We start from the raw sequence: 20,652 nt of genomic DNA on the forward strand, positions 1-20,652 counted from the left end.
GCGATGGTTTCGCGTCCTTCGCGGCCGGTCAAGTCCGCATTCCGACGGCCGTAGTTACTTCGCCTTGCCCGGATCCTTCACAGCCTTCAGCACGTCGAATTCGACGTTGTAGAGCTGTCCGTCCTTCTTCTCGACCTTGCGCAGGTACACGTCCTGCACGATGTCTCGGGTCTGCGCGTCGATCAGCACTTCGCCGCGCGGGCTTTCGAAGACCTGGCCCTTCATCGCGGCCAGCAGCGCATCGCCGCCGCCTTGGCCCTTGGTCTGCTTGAGCGCCTCGTAGATCACGCGCATGCCGTCATAGCCGCCGACGGCCATGAAGTTGGGGCGCATGCCCTTGTTGGCCTTCATGAAGGCCTCGACGAACTTCTTGTTCGCGGCCGACGGATGCGCCGCCGAGTAGTGGTGCGTGGTCACGACGCCCAGTGCGCCGTCGCCCATGTCGTTGAGTTGATCGTCATCGGTCACGTCGCCGGTGCCGATCAGCTTGATGCCGGCCTTGTCCATGCCGCGTTCCAGGAACTGCTTCATCACCGCCGAGCCGGCGCCCGAGGGCACGAAGACGAACAGCGCATCGGGCTTGGCGTCACGCACCTTTTGCAGGAAGGGTGCGAAGTCCGGGTTGCGCAGCGGCACGCGCAGCTTCTCGATGACCTTGCCGCCATTCAAGGCAAAGCGTTCGCTGAAGTACTTCTCGGCATCGTTGCCGGGGCCGTAGTCGCTCACCAGCGTGACCACCGACTTGATGCCGTTCTTTGGCGCCCAGTCACCCATGGCCACCGACACCTGTGGCAGCGTGAAGCTGGTGCGCACGATGTAGGGCGATGCTTCGGTGATGCTTGAGGTGGCGGCCGCCATCACGACCTGCGGCGTCTTCGATTGCGTGGCCAGCGGCGCGGCGGCCAATGCGGCCGGCGTGACGCCGAAGCCGGCGATCACGTTCACCTTGTCGTTGACGATGAGTTCCTGCGCCAGGCGCTTGGTGACGTCGGGCGTGGCCGTGTCGTCCTTGACGATCAGCTGGATCTTCTTGCCCGCGACCGTGTCGCCGTTCTGCGCCATGTAGAGCTTGGCTGCCGCTTCGATCTGGCGGCCGGTCGACGCTTGCTGGCCGGTCATCGGCAGGATCAGGCCGATCTTGAACACGTTGTCCTGGGCCTGTGCTGCCAGGGGAAGGGCAAGTGCGACGGCAGTCAGGCCGACGGCGTGGATCAGATGGCGACGTTGCATGGCGGGAAATCCTCCAGTGGGCGAAAAGGTGAGAGTGTGCTTTATTGTGAACAAGTGTTTCGGCGTGGGGGCTGTGGCTATTCCCTAGTCGAATCCGGCGGGGGGTCGATTCTGTGCGATTCTCGAACCAGTTGCGCGATGATCGCGCAAATCAGTCGTCCTCCGGACGGTACGCCGAGTCGATCGAGATCGAACCGACCACGCGCGACACGCAGGTGCAGATGCGCTCGTTGCTCGCCTTCTCGTGCTCGCTGAGGAAGACGTCGCGGTGGTCGATCTCGCCATCGAGCGCGAGCACGTCGACCGCGCAGAGGCCGCATTCGCCGCGCTTGCAGTCGTGCAGCGTCTGCACGCCCACCGCGTGGAGCGCATCCATCATGCTGCTGTCGGCCGGCACGACGATGTCGATGCCCTGGCGAGGCACCTCGACGCGGAAGGGTTGGGGCGCGAAGCGACCGCTGCTACCGAAGGTCTCGTAACGCAGGTCGGCAATGGGCCGGCCTGAGGCGGCCCATTGGCGACGCACCGCATCGAGCATCGGCACCGGGCCGCAGACGTACATCTGGCCGCCGGGGGGCAACGCCGCGATCTCGCCAGCGACGTCGATGTGCTTCCCCTGCGAGCCCACAAACTCGGCGAAGGAGTCGCCCAGCAGCTCGCCCAGCAGCGGGCGGTAGGCCAGCTCGGCTTCTTCATGCGCGCCATAGACCATGCGCAGCGGCGCCTGGCTTCCCTTGCGCGCACGCAGGTGCTGCGCCATGTGCAGCATGGGCGTGATGCCGATGCCGCCCGCCACGAGCAGATAGGCGGGCGCATTCAGGTCCAGGCCGAAATGGTTGCGCGGGCCGTTCACCTGCAAGCGGTCGCCCACCGCAAGCTGCCACATCGCGCGCGAGCCGCCCTGCCCTTCGTCCAGGCGCTTGACGGCGATGCGGAAGCACTCGCCATCGGGCGTGCCGACGAGGGAGTACGAGCGCTTGATCGGCCGGCCGTCGCGCAACAGCTCGACTTCGATGTGGCTGCCCGGCGACCAGTCGGCGCTGATGTCGTGCGCGTCCTGCGGGCGGATGGTGAATTCGCGAACGGTGGGCGTGATGTCGCGCAGCGCCTCGACGCGTGCGGCTCGCCAGTTGGAGGAACTCTTCATGGTTGCTTCAGCTGCGTCGACGGATCAGTTGAACGCCCGGCAAGGGGTGGGTGTGGACGCCATGCAGCGCCTCGCGCAGATTGCGTTGCGCGATGCGGCTGTGCTCGCGCATCAGCGCTTCGGCACGCGAACCTTCGCGCGACTCGATCGCGTCGAGCACCTGCCAGTGCTGGTCCTGCGCGATCAGCAGCATGTCGCGCGCCGCTGGCGAATTGGCCTGGACCACGACAAAGCCGGAAGGCGATGCGAACGGCAGGTTGCTGATGCGCTCCAGTTGTTGCGCGATCACCGGGCTGCCGGACAGCTCGGACAGCAGCGCGTGGAACTGCGCGTTGAACGTGACGTAGCGCGAGAAGGCCGCGTCGTCGAGCGCGGGTTCGCGCAGCAGTTCGTCGATGCGCTGCAGACAGGCGCGGGCCTCGCGCAGCACCACGGGCGCTGCGCCGCGCTCGGCCGCGAGCCGGGCCGACAACCCTTCGAGCGTGCCGCGCAGTTCGATGGCGTCGGACACGTCGCGCTCGGAGAAGGTGCGCACCGCATAGCCGCCGTTGGGCAGGCTTTCGAGCAGGCCTTCCTGTTCGAGCCGCATCAGGGCCGAGCGCACGGGCGTGCGCGAGACGCCCAACTGTTCGGAGATGGCGACTTCCGCGATGCGTGAGCCGCCGGGCAGTTCGCCGGCCAGCACCATCTCGCGCAGGCGCAACTGGGCCTTGACGGCTTGCGATGCGCCGGCTTCGCCCAGTTCCGTCGTGGCGCTCACCGCCCCACCCCGGCCGGGGCCGCGGCCTGGATCGGAATGGTCGGCCGCTTGGGCTGCTCGCGCTCCACCATGCGATCGATCAGGCGCCGCGCCCACATCGCGCCGGCATCGATGTTGAGGTTGTAGAACGCATAGTCGGGACGCTCGTCGATGGCGCGCTGCTGCGCCTCGAGCACATGCTCGTCCTCGCGGAAGATGTTCGCCACGCCCTCGCGCAACTCATGCGTCAGGCGCTGCTCACCGGTGCAATAGTTGCGAGCAAAGGCCCAGAAGTAGAGGCAGGTCTTGTCGGTCTCCGGCGTGATGGTGTTGAGCACATAACCGTTGACGCCACGACTGCGGTCGCCCTTGTCGCCCTGGCCCTTGGGCACCGCGCCGCTGCCCGCCTCCGCCACACCCACGTCGATGTTGACGGTGCACGGTCCTTCGAAACGGATGATCTGCCAGCGGTCCACCTTGCCGACGTAGTCGCGCGCATGGCGGATCTGTCCGGCCCAGAACGGCGGCGCATCGATGTTCTCCATCCAGCGCGTCACGGTGGCCGAACGGTCGCCGTGCGTGGCCACGAAAGGCGCCTCCGCCACGGCGCGGTTGCCGATCGAACTGCCATGCACGAAGGCCTCGTGCGTCAGGTCCATGAGGTTGTCGACGACCAGCCGGTAGTCGCAGGCCACGCGGATCATCTTGCCGTCGCCGGCCCAGGCCGGGTCGTCGTTCCAGTGCATGTCGGGCACCAGCGCCGGGTCGGCCTTGGCCGGGTCGCCGGGCCAGATCCAGACGAAACGGTGCTTCTCGACGACCGGATAGGCGCGCACGCAGGCGGACGGGTTGAGCGTCTCCTGGCTCGGCATGAAGGTGCAGCGGCCCTGGCTGTTGTACGCCAGGCCGTGGTAGCCGCAGACCACCTCGTCGCCTTCCAGCCGCCCCATCGACAGCGGCAGCAGCCGGTGCCAGCAGGCATCTTCCAGCGCCGCAACCTCGCCGCCGGACTGGCGGTAGAGCACCAGCTTCTGGTTGCAGACGGTGCGGGGCAGCAGCGCATGCTTCACTTCGACGTCATAGGCCGCCGCATACCAGGCGTTCAAGGGGAAGCTGGGTGAGGTGTTCATGGATTCGCAATGTATACATTAAGGCGCCAAATTCCCAGTCAAATCGCTTAATTAGAGGGTAAACACTGACTTCAATGTATTCATTCAAAGCTTCACAGAAGCCGCTACCATCCATCGCTCACGCTGATTCACACACGGAGATATTCATGTCCCAACACGCCATGCTGCCTGCGCGCTTCGACCACGTCGGCAGTTTCCTGCGCCCCAAGTACCTGCTCGAAGCACGCGAGCAGAAGGCCAAGGGGGAGATCACGCCCGAGCAGCTTCGGCTGGTCGAAGACAAGGCGATCACCGAGATCGTGAAGTTCCAGGAAGACATCGGCCTGAAGAGCATCACCGACGGCGAGTTCCGCCGCACCTATTTCCACATCGATTTCCTGGAGCAACTGGGCGGCGTGAAGACCGACATCCCGGTGACCATCCGCAAGCCCGACGGCACCGAGGAACTGGCGCCGCCGGTGATGCGCGTGATCGACAAGGTGACCCATGCGAAGCAGATCCAGCTGGCCGATTTCCAGTACCTCAAGACGCAGGTCTCGGCCGGCAACACGCCGAAGGTCACGATCCCCTCGCCGACCATGCTGCACTTCCGCGGCGGCCGTGCCGGCATCAGCAAGGTGGCCTATCCGGAGCTGGAGCCTGATTTCTACGACGACGTGGCCAAGGCCTACGGCGACGAACTGCGCTCGCTGGCCGCGGCCGGCTGCACCTACGTCCAGATGGACGACACCAACCTCGCCTACCTCTGCGACGAGAAGATGCGCGAAGCCGCTCGCCAGCGCGGCGACGACCCCAACGAACTGCCGCACCGCTATGCCAAGTTCATCAACAAGGTCGTCGCACAGAAGCCGCCAGGCATGCTGCTCGCGATGCACCTGTGCCGCGGCAACTTCAAGAGCACGCATGCGGCGGCCGGCAACTACGAGCCGGTGGCCGAGGCGCTGCTGAAGGAGATGGACCTGGACGCGTATTTCATGGAATACGACGACGCGCGCTCCGGCGACTTCAAGCCGCTGCGCTACCTGCCCAAGGGCAAGACGGTGGTGCTGGGCCTGGTGACGACCAAGTTCGGCGAGATGGAAGACAAGGACGAACTCAAGCGTCGCATCGAGGACGCCAGCAAGTACGCCTCGCTGGACCAGTTGGCGCTGTCGCCGCAGTGCGGCTTCTCCAGCACGGTGCACGGCAACAACATCGCGGTCGAAGCACAGCGCAATAAGTTGAGGCTGGTGGTCGAGACGGCGCAAGAGGTCTGGGGCTCGACCTGAGCGCCTGATTCTGGTGAAGTCGGAGGATGACGATGCAATTGTTCTCCGGCCCGCTCAGCATGTTCGGCGCCAAGGCGCAGATCGCCGCCCTTGAGAAAGGGCTGGCCTTCGACCTGGTCATGGTGCCCTTCGACACCGATGACCGTTACCTGCCGAAGCACCCCGAGGTGCTGCGCATCAACCCGAAGCAGCAGGTGCCGGTGCTGATCGACGGCGATGTCGAGATCTTCGACTCGACGCAGATCTTCGAGTACTTCGAGGACCTGAAGCCGCAGCCAGCGTTGTGGCCTGCCGGCGCTGCCGCACGAGCCAATGCACGGCTGCTGGAGCACCTCTCCGACGAGGTCTTCTTCCCCCAGGTGGTCAAGCTGTTCGGCTTGCAAGACGCCATGCAGAGCCCGCCCGCAGTGGCCGCATGCGCTGCATGCGCGCATCACTACGCGCTGATGGAACAGCGGCTGGCGCGGGACGACCATCTTGCTGGCGAGTACGGGTACGCCGACATTGCCTTCTACATGGCCCATGTCTTCGCCGACCGCAAGGGCGCGGGCATGACCGCAGACACGCCGCGCCTCGTAGCCTGGCGCGGCCGGGTCGGCCGGCGTCCGGCGGTGCGCGCGGTGGTCGGACCGATGATGAAATTTCTTCACGCCCACCGGCGCGGCGTTCCCGAGTTCCTGCAAGAGTTGCTGTAGGTTGTGGTGGACTTGTGCCCGTGGGCAATCACGGCCACTTGCGCGCGTTGCCTTCGTCGATCGCCAGCACCCTGCCGCCAACGTACCGATAGATCCATTTCAAGGCGACGGCCTCCGCCATGCGCTCGGCTTCGTCTTCTGCGATGTACAGCTCCTCGGCCAGGCGCATGACGCGGTGGAGGGCCATGCCGTAGGCGGTGCCCTTGGTGTCGAGGCCCAAGGCGGAAAGCACATCCTTCGCGCGGGCCAGTTCTGCACGAATGACGTTGACGGGGCGAAGATTGGTTTCCATGTCGTACTCCTTTGGGTCTGTCTGCCACTGAGTTGCAGCAACCTCGGAATGCGTTCTCTTTTTCGATGGGCCGCCCCTCCCCCTCTTCCTCCCTCTCCCTCCGGGAGAGGGCCGGGGTGAGGGCAGCCACCTCCCCAAAGCGCGAGGCGTTCGATCACCCCCAAGCCCGGTACGCGGTGCGGGACGGTCGATCCCTTCTGCGCCGCCGAAGCGCGCAGCATTTCGCGGATCAGGGCCACATGCTGTTTGAGCGAAGCGAGTTCATGTGGACCCCGCGAAATGCGAGCACTGGAGGGGAGCCCCGAAGGGGCCGGTGCAGTAGGGTCGCCCGGCCCGCACCGCGTACCGGGCGCTCTCACCAACGACCCAAAGACCCAACGCAATCGCGCACCCACCCCCATATCCCCCAAACGACAGAGGCATAAGCACCTAGCGCGCAAACCGCCCCGTGCGCGAAACTTCGCGCCATGCACAGCGCCTTGTTCCCCTGGTTGCCGAGCCCGTCCCAGCACTTCCTGGTGGTCTCGACCGCGCTGCTCATCTACGTTCTGATAACTCGCACACGGCGCGACCAGCGTGCGCCGACCACCGCCATCGCCTGGGTCATGGGCATGTTGGTGATCCCTTACGTCGCGCTGCCCGCCTTCCTGCTGTTCGGCCAGCGCAAGCTCCGCCCCGCCGGTTCGCCTCGCCCGCCCCGCTCCATCGACACCGAACACTGGGCCGCCGATCTCGTCGAAAGCTTCGGCCTCGCGCCACCCGGATATTCCGACGTTCGCATGCATGCCGATGGCGCAGCCGCACGCGACGCGCTGTTCGAGGTCATCGCCGGCGCGAAGCGGCGACTCGACGTCGGCACCTTCATCATCGGCAACGACGCCTTCGGCCGCGACGTTCTGGAGCGTCTCACCCATCGCGCGCGCGATGGGGTCGCGGTTCGCGTACTGCTCGACGGCTTTGGCGCGCTGTCGCTGCCGCACGGCCACTTCAACGACCTGCGCGCGGCCGGTGGCGAGGTCGCCGTGTTCCGCCCCTTCTTCACCCTGCGCCGCACCGGCCCGCGCAACCTGCGCAACCACCGCAAGGCCACCATCGCCGACGACCAGTGGCTCTGGTGCGGCGGACGCAACCTGGCCGGCGAGTACTTCCTCGGCAACGAGGCGCATCCCGTGGCATGGCTTGACCTCAGCTTCGACCTGCGCGGCAGCACCGCCGCCGCCGCCGCCCGCCAGTTCGACCACGACTGGGCGTCCGTCCGCAACAGCAAGGCACGCGGGCCGGCGCCCACGGCGGAACCCGCCGACGGTCCCCTCACGCAATATTTGCCAAGCGGCCCCGACCAGACCGAGGACACCGCCCTGGCCCTGCTCGTCGGCGCCTGCTTCCGGGCCGAGCATCGGCTGCTGGCCATCACGCCCTACTTCGTGCCCGGCGACAGCCTGCGCGACGCGCTGCGATTGGCGGCGCGCCGCGGCGTGCAGGTGACCGTCGCGATGCCGGCACGGTCCAATCACCCACTCGCGGACTTCGTGCGCGCCCGCGCCATGCGCGACCTGGCGCGCGCCGGCGTCACCTTCCGCATGCTGCCGTTCATGGTGCATGCCAAGGCGGTGGTGGTGGACGACGACATGGCCATGTGCGGTTCGATCAACCTGGACTTGCGCAGCCTGCTGCTGAACCACGAGGCCAGCGTGCTGTTCTACGGGCCGGAACAGATCGAGTGGCTCGCGCAGTGGATCGAAACGGTCGCCTCCGCGGGCGAACCTTACCGGGCGCGTCGGCCGGGGCTCACGCGCGACCTGGCGGAGGGCTTGCTTCTTACCGTGGCATTCCAGCTCTGAAAGTCAGAGCACAGCGAAGCTCGACGGCCTGTCCCTGTTGCAGAAATCCAGGAACGCATCCAGCTCATTCGACTTGTCGAACACCGCATCCGCGCCCAGCTTGAGGCAGCGCTCGCGGATGTCCTGGGTCGCATAGTTGGTCAGCACCACCACCCGCTGGTTCTGACGGCGCTCGCGGCAACTGGCCAGCACGCCCAGGCCCGAGCCTTCCTTGAGGAACAGGTCGACGATGGCCAGTTGCCATTCGTCTTCATGCGTGGCCAGCCAGTCGGCGGCCTCGGCTTCGGTCTCCGCGACGCCGACGATGCTGGCGTTGACCATGTCCTCCAGCGCGGGAATGAGGTTGTCCCGGATGGTCGGGTTGTCTTCGACGAGGAACGTGATGAGGGCCACGGTGCTGGATGCTTTTGTTTTCGGCAGTGTAAGTTCAACCGGCATGGCGGTTGCGAAAGCTCGCGTTGCCCAGCCCGGTGCCGATGGTCAGCACGCCCCAGCGCTTCACGTCCTGCATGAAGGGCAGTTCGCTCAGGCCCTGCACCACTGCGTCGTTGTGCAGCATCACCGTGGTCCTGCGGCCGTCGATGACCGGGATCTTCTGCTCCACGTGGCTCGGCAGGTGGAAAGTCGCGCGCTCCCAGTCGCCCGGCAGGTTCTGCGCGCCGCGCGCGATGGCCCCGTCGGGCCGGATCATCCCCGGGCAGCCAATCCCGATGAAAGGCGCGAGCCGCAGGCCCTTGCGCCGCGCCCGCCGCATGTTGCGCTCGAGCATCTCGACGATGCCGGCGAGCAGGTCCTTCTGCTTCGGGTCGTCGTCCGCATGGCGCCACTTGTCGAACTTCAGCACCTTCGCCTTCGACAGGTCGGCCGCCTTGGCCTGCCGCGGCTTGACGATGCCGCAACGCACGTTGGTGCCGCCGATGTCGACGGCGAGGATGGCGTCGTAGTCGGCCAGGATGTCGGGCGGCGCCAGGTGCAGCCAGCCCAGCAGGCCGCCCTCGTCAGGCTCGTGGCGCAGTCGCGCGAGTTCGACCTTCACGCCCTCGACGTGCAGCATCGCGGCTGCCTGGAGGATGGCCCGCTCGCCCGCGTCGCTCTTGGGAAAGCCGCCACCGATGACGATGCGCCGCACGTTCTTCCAGGTCTTCTGCCGCAGGTGGCGCCGGATCACGTGCGCCAGTTCCACCGAGAATTCCTCGATCGCGGCCTGCACGACGTCGGAGGCGGCCTCATTGGTCTTGCTGTTCAGCTTGGCATCGATCTCCGTCTTGCTCAATTCGGCCGAGGGCTCGTCGCCGAGCGGATCGTCGCTGCGGCGCGAGACGCGCTTGCGCCACTTGTCGAGCAGTTCCCGGAACGCGGTCTGGCTGGCGTTGTCGCCGACGAAACCCTCGGCGTCGCGCAGTTCGAGGCTGTAGCTCTGCACCACCACCGATGGCAAATCGGTCGCACCATGCGCCGGTGCGGCAGCGGCGGGCGGTGATGCTTCCGGAGCAGTGCGGCGCTTGGGATTTTTCATGAGTCTCGCAATATGCACATGCCTGGTGCCGCCGCACCATCGGCGTGCCGCGCCGCGCCGTGTAGGAAGGACGCCTGAAAGCCGCCAAATCTATACACTGCCTTGATGCCACACTGGATGTCGATGATCCGAACCTGGCGCGTTGCCGCGCTGGCGTGGGGCTTGGTCTGCCTGGCGCTGGGCGCACATGCTCAGGACGCCGACACGCTGCGCGTCGGCTCCAAGCGATTCACCGAGTCCTACATCCTCGCGGAGATCATTGCGCAGACCGCAGCGCCGCAGCTCAAGCAGCCGCCCGTGGTCCGACAGGGCCTGGGCAACACCGCCATCGTCTACGAGGCGCTGCGCTCTGGCGGCATCGACCTGTATGCCGAATACACCGGCACCATCGCGCTGGAGATCCTGCAGCACACGGGCCCGATGACGCGCGACGAGATGAACGCCGCGCTCGCGCCCAAGGGCCTGGCCGTGGGCGTGCCGCTGGGCTTCAACGATGGCTATGCGCTGGCCATGCGCGCGGCCGATGCCGAACGGCTCGGCATCAAGTCCTTGAGCGACCTCGCGAAACACGCGGATCTGAAACTCGGGCTCTCCAACGAATTCATAGGGCGGGCCGACGGGTGGAAGGGCCTCGCCACGCGCTACGGCTTCACCCAGCAGCCCACCGGCCTGGACCACGGCCTGGCCTACGACGCCATCGCGGCGAAGCAGATCGACGTGATGGACATCTACACCACCGACGCCAAGATCGACCACCTGGGCCTGCGCGTGCTGCAGGACGACAAGCAATACTTCCCGCGCTATGACGCCGTGCTGCTCTACAAGCTCGACCTGCCCCGACGGCTGCCCCAGGCCTGGGCCGCGTTGCAGAAGCTGGAAGGCCGCATCGATGAGCGCGCCATGATCGCCATGAACGCCCGTGCCGAATTGCAGAGCGTGCCTTTCGACGTGATTGCCAAGGACTTCATCGCCGGCAGCGGCAAGGCCGGCGCGAAGGACGCGCAGCGCGGATGGGTCGCCAAGCTGTTCGGCGACGACCTCGCCAGGCTGGCACGGCAGCACCTGCTGCTGGTGGCCGTGTCGGTCGGCTGCGCGATATTGATCGCAGTGCCGCTGGGCGTGCTGGTGTTCCCCTACACGCGTGTGCGCGCCATCGTGCTGGGCGCGACCGGGCTGTTGCAGACCGTGCCTTCGCTGGCCTTGCTGGCCTTGCTGATCTCGTGGATCGGCGCCATCGGCACGCTGCCCGCGTTGATCGCGCTCACGCTCTACGCGCTGCTGCCGATCATGCGCAACACCGTGACCGGCTTGGCCGAAGTGCCCGTCGGCCTGCGCCAGGCCGGCACCGCGCTGGGCATGACGCATCCGCAGAGCATGCGTGCGGTGCTGTTGCCGCTGGCCTTCCCGACCATCATCGCCGGCGTGCGCACCGCGACCACCATCGCCATCGGCACTGCGACCATCGCCGCCTTCATCGGCGCGGGAGGGTTCGGCGAGCGCATCGTGACCGGACTGGCCTTGAACGACAGCGGCTTGCTGATCGCCGGTGCGCTGCCCGCGGCGGCACTGGCGTTGCTGAGCGAAGTGGTGTTCGAAGGCATCGAGCACTGGCTGCGGCGCGCGGCCTGAACCCCTTACGCCCTTTGCGTTAGCGCGCATGGCCGATAGACGCGGCCCACCCTCGCGAACAAACTTTCCCGGCGATTGCGACCGTGCTTTTGCATGGACAAACGCGCAGGAGGGTTGCAGTGAACAAGCATTCCTGGACACGCGCAAGCCTGGTCCCGCTGCTGACATGCGCGCTCATGGCCGGCTGCTCGAAGAACGAACCCGAGCCCGGCACCGTGCTCGACGAAGCCATGCTCGCCAAGCGCGACGCCAAGTCCTTCCCGCATGCCGACGAGGACTTCTTCAAGGACATGGACGGCGGCATCGCACTCTCTCCCGATGAGGTCAAGGGCCGCAACATGTGGCTGGTCTGGAGCGGCGGCAACGATCGCTTCTGGAACAAGATGACCGACTACACCTACGGTGCCTTCGACCTCCTGAAGATCATCAGCTCGCACCCCACGCAGGGCTATTCAAGGGCCAATCGCTGGGAGTACTTCGGCCTGGTCAACGAACCCTGCTTCAGCAAGGCCACCGGCCCGGATCCGGCAAGGCGCGGCCTCTGGCTCGACGTGCGTGACAAGGGCTGCGCGCCCGATCCCTTCGAGAACGAAACGAAGTATCCCGGCGTGGCCATCGGCGCGCGCGGCAAGCCGCTCGGCGATGGCACCAACTTGCCGGTCGGCTCCTACTACGGCTATGCCACCGGCATCGCCGGCCTGCGGCTCTTTCCCAACCCGGACTTCGACGAGAAGGCCGCCAAGGCGTGGGACGCCGACAAGTACTACACCGATCCCAACTACTACAACCGCGCGGACCTGGTGCGCCCCTTCCGCATCGGCATGTCCTGCGGGTTTTGCCACCTCGGGCCGAGCCCGGTGAAGCCGCCGGCCGATGCCAACGCACCGAAGTGGGAGAACCTCAGCTCCTCCGTCGGCGCGCAGTACATGTGGGTGGACCGCCTCTTCATCCACAATGCCAACAAGCCCGAAGGCCGCAGGAACTTCATGTACCAGCTGGCCCACACCTTCCGGCCCGGCTCGATGGACACCTCGCTGGTCTCCACCGACAGCATCAACAACCCGCGCACCATGAACGCGGTGTACGACTTCCCCGACCGCATGGGCCTGGCCAAGCGCCTCGGCCAGGAAAAGCTCGCGGGCGGCGAACGCGACAACAAGCAGTTCAACGACTTCCTCGACAGCGGCCCGCTGACCGAGTTCTATTCGAAGGCCGACCAGACCGTGAAGACACCGCACGTTCTGAAGGACGGCGCCGATTCGGTCGGCCTGCTCGGCGCGCTCAACCGCGTGTACCTCAACATCGGCCTGTTCAGCGAGGAATGGCTGTTGCACTTCAACGCGGTGGTCGGCGGCAAGACCATCACGCCGATCAAGATCGCCGATGCGCAGAAGAACTCGAGCTACTGGCAGGCCACCGAACTCGGCACGCCCGCGACCGCCCTGTTCTTCCTCAAGGCTGCCCGGCCCGACCATCTGAAGGACGCACCCGGCGGCGACAAGTACCTCACAGCCGATGCGGCCACGCTCGACAAGGGCAAGATCGCCTTCGCCGACACCTGCGCGCGCTGCCACTCCAGCAAGGCGCCGCCGCTCGCGGTGGATCTCCCGCCCGCCCAATGCGCCGGCCCCGGCTACCTCGACTGCTTCAAGAAGTACTGGGCCTGGACCCAGACCGACGACTACAAGGCCAAGATGCGCGCCATCGTGCAGGCGCCGGACTTCCTCGAGAACAACTACCTCTCGACCGAGGTGCGCATTCCCGCCACCCTGCTGCGCACCAACCTCTGCAGTCCGCTCGCCACCAACGCGCTGGCCGGCAACATCTGGGACAACTTCTCGTCGAGCACCTACAAGTCGCTCCCCTCCATCGGCACCGTGACGGTGGCCGACCCCTTCACCGGCGACCCGCGCCCCTACGTGATGCCGGCGGGCGGACGCGGCTACACGCGCGTGCCCTCACTGATCGGCCTCTGGTCGACCGCCCCTTTCCTGCTCAACAACTCGGTCGGTCCCTTCGACATCAACCCCTCGGTGGAGGCACGCGTGAAGGTCTTCGATGCATCGATCGAACAGATGCTGTGGCCCGAGAAGCGCGAGCGCGATTCCGAGCTCGGCAACAAGGTCAACGGCACCATCGATCGCACCACCGAGCGCAGCAGCGTGACCATCCCGGTCGGCTTCGTGCCCGAGAGCTTGCAACCATTGCAAGGCACGCTGCACCGCTGGCTGCCCGGCCTGGTGTCGGCCGGCGGCGACGTGGACCTCGGCCCCATCCCCAAGGGCATGCCGATCAACCTGCTGGCCAACCTGCGCCTGCGCGCGGAAGAAGGCGGCCTCACCGACAAGGCCGGCCACGCGGCCAAGCTCGGCAAGCTCGCGCTCAAGATGAAGGGCGACCTGCTCTCGGCCCCGGCCAACGCCACCGACGAGCAACTGCGCAAGCACTTCAGCGACCTGCGCGAGCCCTTGCTGGAGCTGAGCAAGTGCCCCGACTTCGTGGTCAACCGCGGCCACTACTTCGGCACGGCCGAGTTCAACAACCAGGCCGGCCTGAGTGCGGACGAGCGCGCCTTCGGCGAGGAGCCCGTGCTGAGCGACGACGACAAGAAGGCGCTCATCGCTTTCCTCAAGACTTTCTGACTGTGCGCCCACCGCACATGACCGATGGTCAGACCTCCGAATGGGACTACGTGATCGTCGGTTCCGGCGCGGGCGGCGGCGTGCTGGCGGCGCGGCTGGCCGAGTCCGGCATGCGCGTGTTCGTGCTGGAAGCCGGCGGTGATCCACGCGCCGAGGGCGAGCGCCTGCCCGACGACTACGACGTGCCGGCCTTCCATGCCTTCGCTTGCGAGAACCCCGCGATGGCCTGGAACTTCCACGTGCGCCACTACGAGGACGAGCAGCGCCAGGCGCGCGACCCCAAGTACCGCGCCGGCCAGGGCGTCCTCTACCCGCGCGCCGCCGCGCTGGGCGGCTGCACGGTGCACAACGCGATGATCTTCATGCCGCCGCACGACTCCGACTGGGACGAGATCGCTCGGCTCACAGGCGACGTATCCTGGCAGGCATCACGCATGCGGCGTTATGCCCAGCGCATCGAGAACTGCCGGCACCGGCCGGTATGGCGCGCCATCCGCCACCTCGGCATCGACCCGACCGGCCACGGCTGGGGCGGCTGGCTGCGCACCGAGAAGTCGATGCCGCTGTCGGTGCTGCATGACGACGGCCTGATGCGCGCCCTGCGCGACACCATCGGCACCTTCACCCGCAACCTGCCGAACCCGCTCGCGAGCGCCTGGCACTGGATGCGCGGCGGCTGGGGCGACCCCAATTCACGCCGCGCTTCCGGCGACAGTTTCGAAGGCCTTTGCTACACGCCGCTGGCCACCGCGCGCCACCGCCGCTACGGCGTGCGCGAACGCCTGCGCGACGTGGCACGGCGCTGCCCCGACAACCTGCATGTCGAACTGCATGCGCTGGCCACGCGCGTGCTGTTCGATGCACAGGGTGGCGCCAGCGGTATCGAGTACCGCAAGGGCGCGCACCTCTACCGCGCGCATCCAGTTCCAAGCGAGTCACCCGGCGAATTGCGGCAGGTGTTCGCGCGTCGCGAAGTGATCCTGTGCGGCGGCGCGTTCAACACGCCGCAACTGCTGATGCTCTCGGGCATCGGCCCCACGGAGGAACTGCAGGCGCACGGCATCGAGACGCGCGTGGACCTGCAAGGCGTCGGCCGCAACCTGCAGGACCGCTACGAGGTCGCAGTGACGCATGAGACGCGCCAGCCGTGGGGCGTGCTCCAGGGCGCGCGCTGGCAGAAGGACGACACGCTGTGGCAGCGCTGGAAGTCATCGGGCGACGGCATGTACGGTTCCAACGGCGCGGCCATCGGCATCGTGAGCCGCAGCGACCGCGCGGGCAACGAGCCCGACATCTTCTGCATGGCGCTGCTGGCCCGCTTCGAGGGCTACTTCCCCAGGTTTTCCGACCTCATCCGCGACGAGCCGGACCGCCTGACCTGGGCCATCCTCAAGGCCCACACGCGCAATCGCGCCGGACGCGTGCGCCTGCGCTCGGCCGATCCGTTCGACATGCCGTTGGTGAACTTCCACTATTTCGACGAAGGCGACGAGGATGACGCAGAGGACGACCTCGACGCCGTGGTGCAGGCCATCCGCGCGGTGCGCGAACTGACAGCGCCCCTGCATGCCAGCGGCCTGATCACCAAGGAGTGCCTGCCCGGCGCCGACTGCGACAGCGACGAGGCGCTCGCACAGTACGTGCGCGACACTGCATGGGGCCATCACGCCTCCTGCTCCTGCCCCATCGGCGAGCGTGACCAGGGCGGCGTGCTCGACAGCACCTTGGCGGTGCATGGCGTGTCGCGACTGCGCGTGGTGGATGCCTCGGCCTTTCCGCGGATTCCCGGCTTCTTCATTGCCGCGGCGGTCTACATGCTGGCCGAGAAGGCGGCCGACATGCTGCTGGCCACGGCGACGCACACACCTCTTTCGACAAATTGACGGTCCACATTGATCGGCTGACACTGCTTCCCGGCTGCTCACCGCAAAGGAGAACACCTCATGGCATACGACGTTCCGCAACTGCTCGGCATGAACCAGCAGCAACTCGATGACCTGTTCAAGGCCAACGCCGCCGGCGACATACCCAACGGCGAAGCCAAGGGCACCGCCATCGTCGCGCCGGGCACCCGCTTCTCCGATGACATCGCGCAGATCATCAATGTGTTCGGCTGGCAGGGAAAGATCTTCGATGCGCAGAAAGGCGTGCTCAAGAACAAGATCTCAGCCTTCGGCGTGCATGCCATCGTGGCCCGCGTCTACAAGGACAAGAGCTGGCTCGACGACAAGGAATGCATCGTGCTCGACTACTCCGACACGTCTTTCGTGGCCAAGCGCATCCGCGACGAGATCCGTCTCATCGGGCCGAACTTCTACCTCGGCAAGGTGTACTGGAACAAGGATCGGCTGATCGATTTCTGCCTGCAGTTCGAGCCACGGTGACCCCTCAATCGCCCTTCACGGTCCTGGCCGCAGTCGCTGCCGGCCGCGAAGGCGCGCTACGCGCATTGCTCGATGAGATGAACCTGGCGCACAAGGCCGGCACCGCCGACCCGGCCAACGCGGTGTTGCCCTTCGGCCGGTTCAACAAGCTGCACTACGCACGCTTCGCACTGCTCGACGATTCGACGCTCGCCGACTTCGACCTGTTCGGCCTGCCGCGTCCGCAGGTGCCACCGCTGTACCTCGTGTTCCTTGGCGTGTGCGACGGACCGGCCGATGCACAGTTGGCCGAGTTCGCGCATTTCGCCGGCCGCGGCCTGGCACGCATCTTCTCGCACTGCGAAGGCTTCAACACGGCGACCGACTTGCTGACCTGGATGAAGTCCCACAACCTGCGCGTGGACACGAACTACGTCAACCGCATCGGCCGCACCGTGCGCCAGGTGTGGGAGGAAAGCGCCTTGCAGAAGGCACTTTCCGCGCGCGTGCCGCGTGGCACCGCGCATGCCGCACCGACCGATCCGCAGGCGGTGCGGCAGGCGCTGCTCGACTTCGTGAAGGACGAACAGTCGGCCGGCCGCCTGCCGCTGACCGAGCCGGAACCCACGCCGCCGGGCTGGGACCTTCGCAACGCGATCCATCTCATCGTGGTGCCACTGATGCTGTTGCCGCTGGTACTCGTGCTGCCCGTCGCTCTCGTGATCCTGCGCCAGCAGGAGAAGACCGACCCGGAACACTGCCCGCGCCCGGAACCGGCCGCCGTGCTCGGCATGCAACAGTTGGAAGACCACGACCTCACCAACAGCTTCACCGCGCTGGGCGCCGTCAAGCCGGGCTGGTTCCGACGCGCGCTGGTGCCCGTGATCCTGCTGCTCATCGACTATGCGGCGCGCCATGTGTTCGGCAAGGGCCACCTGGCGCGGATCCAGACCATCCACTTCGCCCGCTGGGTCTTCCTCGACGACCGCCAGCGCGTGCTGTTCGCGAGCGACTACGACGGCAGCCACGAGAGCTACATGGACGACTTCGTCAACAAGGCCGCATGGGGCCTGAATCTGGTCTTCAGCAACGGCTTCGGCTGGCCGCGCACCGACTGGCTCGTCTGCGGCGGCGCGCGCCACGAGCAGCGCTTCAAGCACTACCAGCGCCGCCACCAGTTGCCCACGCAGGTCTGGTACCGCGCCTACCCCGGCCTCACGCTCGGCGACCTGGAACGCAACCGGCGCATCCGGGCCGGCGTCGACACGGAGCGCATGAATGATGCGCAGGCGCTGGCGTGGTTGAGGCTGCTATGAGCGCGTTGCACACCAGCGTCGACCTCGACGACATCCAGGGCCTGGTCGCCTTCGGCTACGGCAAGCTGAGGGAGGCCTGCTTCCTGCTGCTGGATGTGCGCGACAAGGAGGCCGCGCGCGCATGGCTTTCCCGGTGCGAAGTGAGCAACGCGGTGAAGCGGGAGGCGGCCCCGACCACTGCGCTGCAGGTGGCGCTCAGTTGCCCCGGCCTGCGCGCGCTCGGCGTGCCGGAGGACATCGTGCAGGGCTTCTCGCCCGAGTTCATCGCGGGCATGAGCAGCGACGACAGCCGTGCGCGGCGGCTCGGCGACGTCGGCGACAACCGACCGCAACGCTGGCTCTGGGGCAACACACCCGAGGTCGTGCCGCACGTGCTCATGCTGCTCTACGCGATGAAAGGCGAGCTCGCCGCATGGGAGGGTCAGGTGCTCGCGGATTGCGCGTCCGCCTTCACCCTGGTCAAGCGCCTTTCCACCGCCGACATGGGCGGCTTCGAACCCTTCGGCTTCAAGGACGGCATCTCCGAGCCCACCCTCGACTGGGAACGCGAGCGCCCGGCGGTCGACCAGGAACTGCGCGAATACACCAACGTCGCATGTCTCGGCGAATTCGTGCTGGGCTATCCCAACGAATACGGCGAATACACCGAACGCCCGCTGCTCGACCCCCAACGCAACACCGATGCCCCGCTCCCGCGCGCCGAGGACCAGCCCGACCTGGCCGACCTCGGCCGCAACGGCAGCTATCTCGTGATGCGCCAGTTGCGGCAGGACGTCGGCCGCTTCTGGCAGTTCGTCGACGGTGCCGCGCATGGCGACCCGGCCGCGCGCACGCGCCTGGCCGAGGAGATGGTCGGCCGCAGCATCGACGGCGACCCGCTCATCCCCACCGGCGAACGCATCGAAGGCGAGGACGATCCGCGCAACACCTTCACTTATCGCGGCGACGAGGAAGGGCTGCACTGCCCCATCGGCGCGCACATCCGACGCAGCAATCCCCGCAATGCCGACCTGCCGCCGGGCACGAGGGGCTTCATCTCCTGGGCCACCCGCACGCTGGGCTTCGATGCCGATGCGCTGGCCAACGACCATGTCTCATCCACGCGCTTCCACCGCCTGTTGCGCCGCGGCCGCGAGTACGGCAACAAGCTGACGCTGCAGCAGGCGCTCTCAGCACCGCCCGAACCCGGTCACGACGACCTCCAGGCCCACGACGGCACGGGCCTGCACTTCATCTGCCTGGCCGCCAACATCACGCGCCAGTTCGAATTCGTGCAGGGCGCCTGGCTCGCGGGCGTGCGCTTCGACAGCCTGCATGGCGAGAGCGATCCGCTACTCGGCAACCGGCAGCCCGACCCGGCCGGCGCGCCCACCGACAGCTTCTCGATCCCCGTGGCCAACGGCTGCGACCGTCGCGTGACCGGCCTGCCACAGTTCATCACCGTGCTCGGCGGCGGCTACTTCTTCATGCCCGGCATCCGTGCCCTTCGCTACCTGTCCAAGGTGCAGCCATGAATCCCACCACGCCCATCGTGCCCGACCCCAACTCCAACGCCAGCCATCCGCAGCCGCGCGCCAGCACCGGCGTGGCCTGGCGCAACTTCGTCGCCGACACGGGCATGGCGCTGATCCGCCTGGAGCGCCGCTTCGACCCCTTCGTGCGCCCGGCCTTCGATGCGCTGCTGAGAGATCCGCTGGCCCGCCTGACCACCGCGCTGATCAACAGCAAGCGCGTCGACGAACACCTGAAGATCGCCGAGGAACGCCTGCTGGTCGACGAGGAATCCTGGACCGACTCGATCGTCCAGAGCTTCACCCAGCAGATGACCGACCTGTGGAAGCCCGGCGGCTTCGAGCGCGGCGGCAACACCAAGACCCAGGGCATCTGCCGCGGCGAGTTCACCGTGCACGACAACCTGCCCGAGCACATGCGCCGCGGCATCTATGCGAAGCCGCAGACCTTCAAGGCCTGGGTGCGCTTCTCCGGGCCGGGCCCGTACATCACGCCCGACATCGACGACGTCGGCTTCATGAGCATCAGCATCAAGCTCATGGGCGTCGAAGGCCCCAAGCTGCTGGAGGAGGAGAAGCACACGCTCGACATGTTCGGCGTGTCCACCGCCACCTTCGTCACGCCCGATGCCAAGGCCAATGCCGCGTTGCAGAAGTGGAGCGTGAAGAACGCGCAGGTCTTCTACTTCGTGAACCTGCACGACTCGCATGTGCTCGACCTCGTCATGCAGTCGCTCTACATCAAGACGCAGAGCAGTCCCTTCGAGGCGCCCTACTTCAGCTGCGTGCCCTACCTCATGGGCGAGGGCCAGGCGATGGTCTATTCGGTGTGGCCCAAGTCGAACAAGAAAACGCGCATACCCAACCTGCCGTTTCGCCCGCCCGACGACTACCTGCGCAACGCCATGGTCAAGGCACTGTCGGAAGGTGACGTGGAGCTGGAAGTGCGCATGCAGATGCAGACCGACCCGCACCTCATGCCCATCGAGAACGCCGGCGTGCTGTGGCCCGAGAAGCTGTCGCCGCGCATCCCCGTCGCCACGCTGCGGCTGCCAAGGCAGGTCTTCGACTCGCCCGCGCAGATGCAGTTTGCCAAGCGGCTTTCCTACAACCCGTGGCACACCATCGCCGAGCATCGCCCGCTCGGCAACCAGAGCCGGGCGCGCAAGCGGATGTATTGGGAGCTGTCGCAATTGCGGCACCGGATGAACGACGTGCCGCACTACGAGCCGAACGGGGATGAGACCTTTTGAACACGCCGAATCCGATGTAGTGAATACTGAATGACATGTTGTGCTCCCGCACGGCATGCTCCAGAATGGCGCGCGTTCAG

At 66.6% G+C, this 20,652-nt stretch carries 17 protein-coding genes; 10 read left to right on the top strand and 7 right to left on the bottom strand.

The window, feature by feature from the left end; genetic code table 11:
* Nucleotides 1-54 precede the first annotated feature (54 nt).
* From WKW79_RS04860 to WKW79_RS04875, 4 genes are all read right to left on the bottom strand, one after another.
* Nucleotides 55-1,230 (bottom strand): ABC transporter substrate-binding protein, encoded by a 1,176-nt coding sequence (locus WKW79_RS04860; protein WP_340333983.1) that lies wholly within the window; start codon nt 1,228-1,230, stop codon nt 55-57.
* Between the two features lie 151 nt (nt 1,231-1,381).
* Complete coding sequence (locus tag WKW79_RS04865; protein WP_340333984.1) at nt 1,382-2,377, bottom strand: PDR/VanB family oxidoreductase; 996 nt, start codon at nt 2,375-2,377, stop codon at nt 1,382-1,384.
* 7 nt (nt 2,378-2,384) lie between these two features.
* A complete protein-coding gene (locus WKW79_RS04870; RefSeq protein ID WP_340333985.1) occupies nt 2,385-3,137 on the bottom strand; it encodes a GntR family transcriptional regulator in 753 nt (250 codons plus the stop codon).
* Nucleotides 3,134-4,246, bottom strand: coding sequence for an aromatic ring-hydroxylating dioxygenase subunit alpha (locus WKW79_RS04875; protein WP_340333986.1), 1,113 nt, complete (start codon nt 4,244-4,246; stop codon nt 3,134-3,136). Before WKW79_RS04875 ends, WKW79_RS04870 begins: the two co-directional genes overlap by 4 nt.
* 146 nt (nt 4,247-4,392) lie before the next feature.
* Between WKW79_RS04875 and WKW79_RS04880 the strand changes: the two genes are divergently transcribed.
* Entirely contained in the window at nt 4,393-5,514 is a 1,122-nt protein-coding gene (locus tag WKW79_RS04880) for a 5-methyltetrahydropteroyltriglutamate--homocysteine S-methyltransferase (protein WP_340333987.1), read from the top strand.
* A 26-nt stretch (nt 5,515-5,540) separates the two neighbouring features.
* The gene (locus tag WKW79_RS04885) at nt 5,541-6,209 is read left to right on the top strand and encodes a glutathione S-transferase family protein (RefSeq protein ID WP_340333988.1); all 669 of its coding nucleotides are present in this window, start codon (nt 5,541-5,543) and stop codon (nt 6,207-6,209) included.
* 28 nt (nt 6,210-6,237) lie between these two features.
* Here the strand turns inward: WKW79_RS04885 and WKW79_RS04890 are convergent, their stop codons facing one another.
* Nucleotides 6,238-6,501 carry a hypothetical protein gene (locus tag WKW79_RS04890; RefSeq protein ID WP_340333989.1) on the bottom strand — a complete coding sequence of 88 codons (264 nt, stop codon included), beginning with the start codon at nt 6,499-6,501 and terminating at the stop codon, nt 6,238-6,240.
* Between the two features lie 467 nt (nt 6,502-6,968).
* On the opposite strand from WKW79_RS04890, the gene WKW79_RS04895 reads away from it, so the two are divergent.
* Nucleotides 6,969-8,342, top strand: coding sequence for a phospholipase D-like domain-containing protein (locus WKW79_RS04895; protein WP_340333990.1), 1,374 nt, complete (start codon nt 6,969-6,971; stop codon nt 8,340-8,342).
* Between the two features lie 3 nt (nt 8,343-8,345).
* On the opposite strand, the gene WKW79_RS04900 is transcribed toward WKW79_RS04895, so the two are convergent.
* Complete coding sequence (locus WKW79_RS04900) at nt 8,346-8,735, bottom strand: response regulator (RefSeq protein ID WP_340333991.1); 390 nt, start codon at nt 8,733-8,735, stop codon at nt 8,346-8,348.
* 34 nt (nt 8,736-8,769) lie between these two features.
* Complete coding sequence (locus WKW79_RS04905; protein WP_340333992.1) at nt 8,770-9,858, bottom strand: ROK family protein; 1,089 nt, start codon at nt 9,856-9,858, stop codon at nt 8,770-8,772.
* Nucleotides 9,859-9,981: 123 nt separating this feature from the next.
* Between WKW79_RS04905 and WKW79_RS04910 the strand changes: the two genes are divergently transcribed.
* The 7 genes from WKW79_RS04910 (at nt 9,982) to WKW79_RS04940 (ending at nt 20,572) form a co-directional block, all read left to right on the top strand.
* The gene (locus WKW79_RS04910) at nt 9,982-11,487 is read left to right on the top strand and encodes an ABC transporter permease/substrate-binding protein (protein WP_422823817.1); all 1,506 of its coding nucleotides are present in this window, start codon (nt 9,982-9,984) and stop codon (nt 11,485-11,487) included.
* Nucleotides 11,488-11,606: 119 nt separating this feature from the next.
* Entirely contained in the window at nt 11,607-14,129 is a 2,523-nt protein-coding gene (locus WKW79_RS04915) for a hypothetical protein (RefSeq protein ID WP_340333994.1), read from the top strand.
* A gap of 17 nt (nt 14,130-14,146) precedes the next feature.
* Nucleotides 14,147-16,012, top strand: coding sequence for a GMC family oxidoreductase (locus tag WKW79_RS04920; RefSeq protein ID WP_340333995.1), 1,866 nt, complete (start codon nt 14,147-14,149; stop codon nt 16,010-16,012).
* Between the two features lie 60 nt (nt 16,013-16,072).
* The gene (locus WKW79_RS04925) at nt 16,073-16,513 is read left to right on the top strand and encodes a hypothetical protein (protein ID WP_340333996.1); all 441 of its coding nucleotides are present in this window, start codon (nt 16,073-16,075) and stop codon (nt 16,511-16,513) included.
* Nucleotides 16,510-17,808, top strand: coding sequence for a hypothetical protein (locus WKW79_RS04930; RefSeq protein WP_340333997.1), 1,299 nt, complete (start codon nt 16,510-16,512; stop codon nt 17,806-17,808). The genes WKW79_RS04925 and WKW79_RS04930 overlap by 4 nt, the downstream gene beginning before the upstream one ends.
* Nucleotides 17,805-19,322 carry a Dyp-type peroxidase gene (locus tag WKW79_RS04935; protein ID WP_340333998.1) on the top strand — a complete coding sequence of 506 codons (1,518 nt, stop codon included), beginning with the start codon at nt 17,805-17,807 and terminating at the stop codon, nt 19,320-19,322. The genes WKW79_RS04930 and WKW79_RS04935 overlap by 4 nt, the downstream gene beginning before the upstream one ends.
* On the top strand, nt 19,319-20,572 hold the full coding sequence (locus WKW79_RS04940) for a catalase family protein (protein ID WP_340333999.1): 1,254 nt from the start codon (nt 19,319-19,321) through the stop codon (nt 20,570-20,572). The genes WKW79_RS04935 and WKW79_RS04940 overlap by 4 nt, the downstream gene beginning before the upstream one ends.
* The last annotated feature ends 80 nt before the right edge of the window (nt 20,573-20,652 follow it).

It is taken from the genome of Variovorax robiniae (assembly GCF_037889955.1).
Taxonomy (GTDB): Bacteria; Pseudomonadota; Gammaproteobacteria; order Burkholderiales; family Burkholderiaceae_C; genus Variovorax; species Variovorax robiniae.

Coding starts and splice junctions, on each gene's coding strand:
- WKW79_RS04860 (WP_340333983.1), bottom strand. CDS start 1,230: ATGCAACGTCGCCATCTGATCCACGCCGTCGGCCTGACTGCCGTCGCA.
- WKW79_RS04920 (WP_340333995.1), top strand. CDS start 14,147: ATGACCGATGGTCAGACCTCCGAATGGGACTACGTGATCGTCGGTTCC.
- WKW79_RS04925 (WP_340333996.1), top strand. CDS start 16,073: ATGGCATACGACGTTCCGCAACTGCTCGGCATGAACCAGCAGCAACTC.
- WKW79_RS04940 (WP_340333999.1), top strand. CDS start 19,319: ATGAATCCCACCACGCCCATCGTGCCCGACCCCAACTCCAACGCCAGC.
- WKW79_RS04895 (WP_340333990.1), top strand. CDS start 6,969: ATGCACAGCGCCTTGTTCCCCTGGTTGCCGAGCCCGTCCCAGCACTTC.
- WKW79_RS04890 (WP_340333989.1), bottom strand. CDS start 6,501: ATGGAAACCAATCTTCGCCCCGTCAACGTCATTCGTGCAGAACTGGCC.
- WKW79_RS04885 (WP_340333988.1), top strand. CDS start 5,541: ATGACGATGCAATTGTTCTCCGGCCCGCTCAGCATGTTCGGCGCCAAG.
- WKW79_RS04875 (WP_340333986.1), bottom strand. CDS start 4,246: ATGAACACCTCACCCAGCTTCCCCTTGAACGCCTGGTATGCGGCGGCC.
- WKW79_RS04935 (WP_340333998.1), top strand. CDS start 17,805: ATGAGCGCGTTGCACACCAGCGTCGACCTCGACGACATCCAGGGCCTG.
- WKW79_RS04880 (WP_340333987.1), top strand. CDS start 4,393: ATGTCCCAACACGCCATGCTGCCTGCGCGCTTCGACCACGTCGGCAGT.
- WKW79_RS04865 (WP_340333984.1), bottom strand. CDS start 2,377: ATGAAGAGTTCCTCCAACTGGCGAGCCGCACGCGTCGAGGCGCTGCGC.
- WKW79_RS04905 (WP_340333992.1), bottom strand. CDS start 9,858: ATGAAAAATCCCAAGCGCCGCACTGCTCCGGAAGCATCACCGCCCGCC.
- WKW79_RS04910 (WP_422823817.1), top strand. CDS start 9,982: ATGATCCGAACCTGGCGCGTTGCCGCGCTGGCGTGGGGCTTGGTCTGC.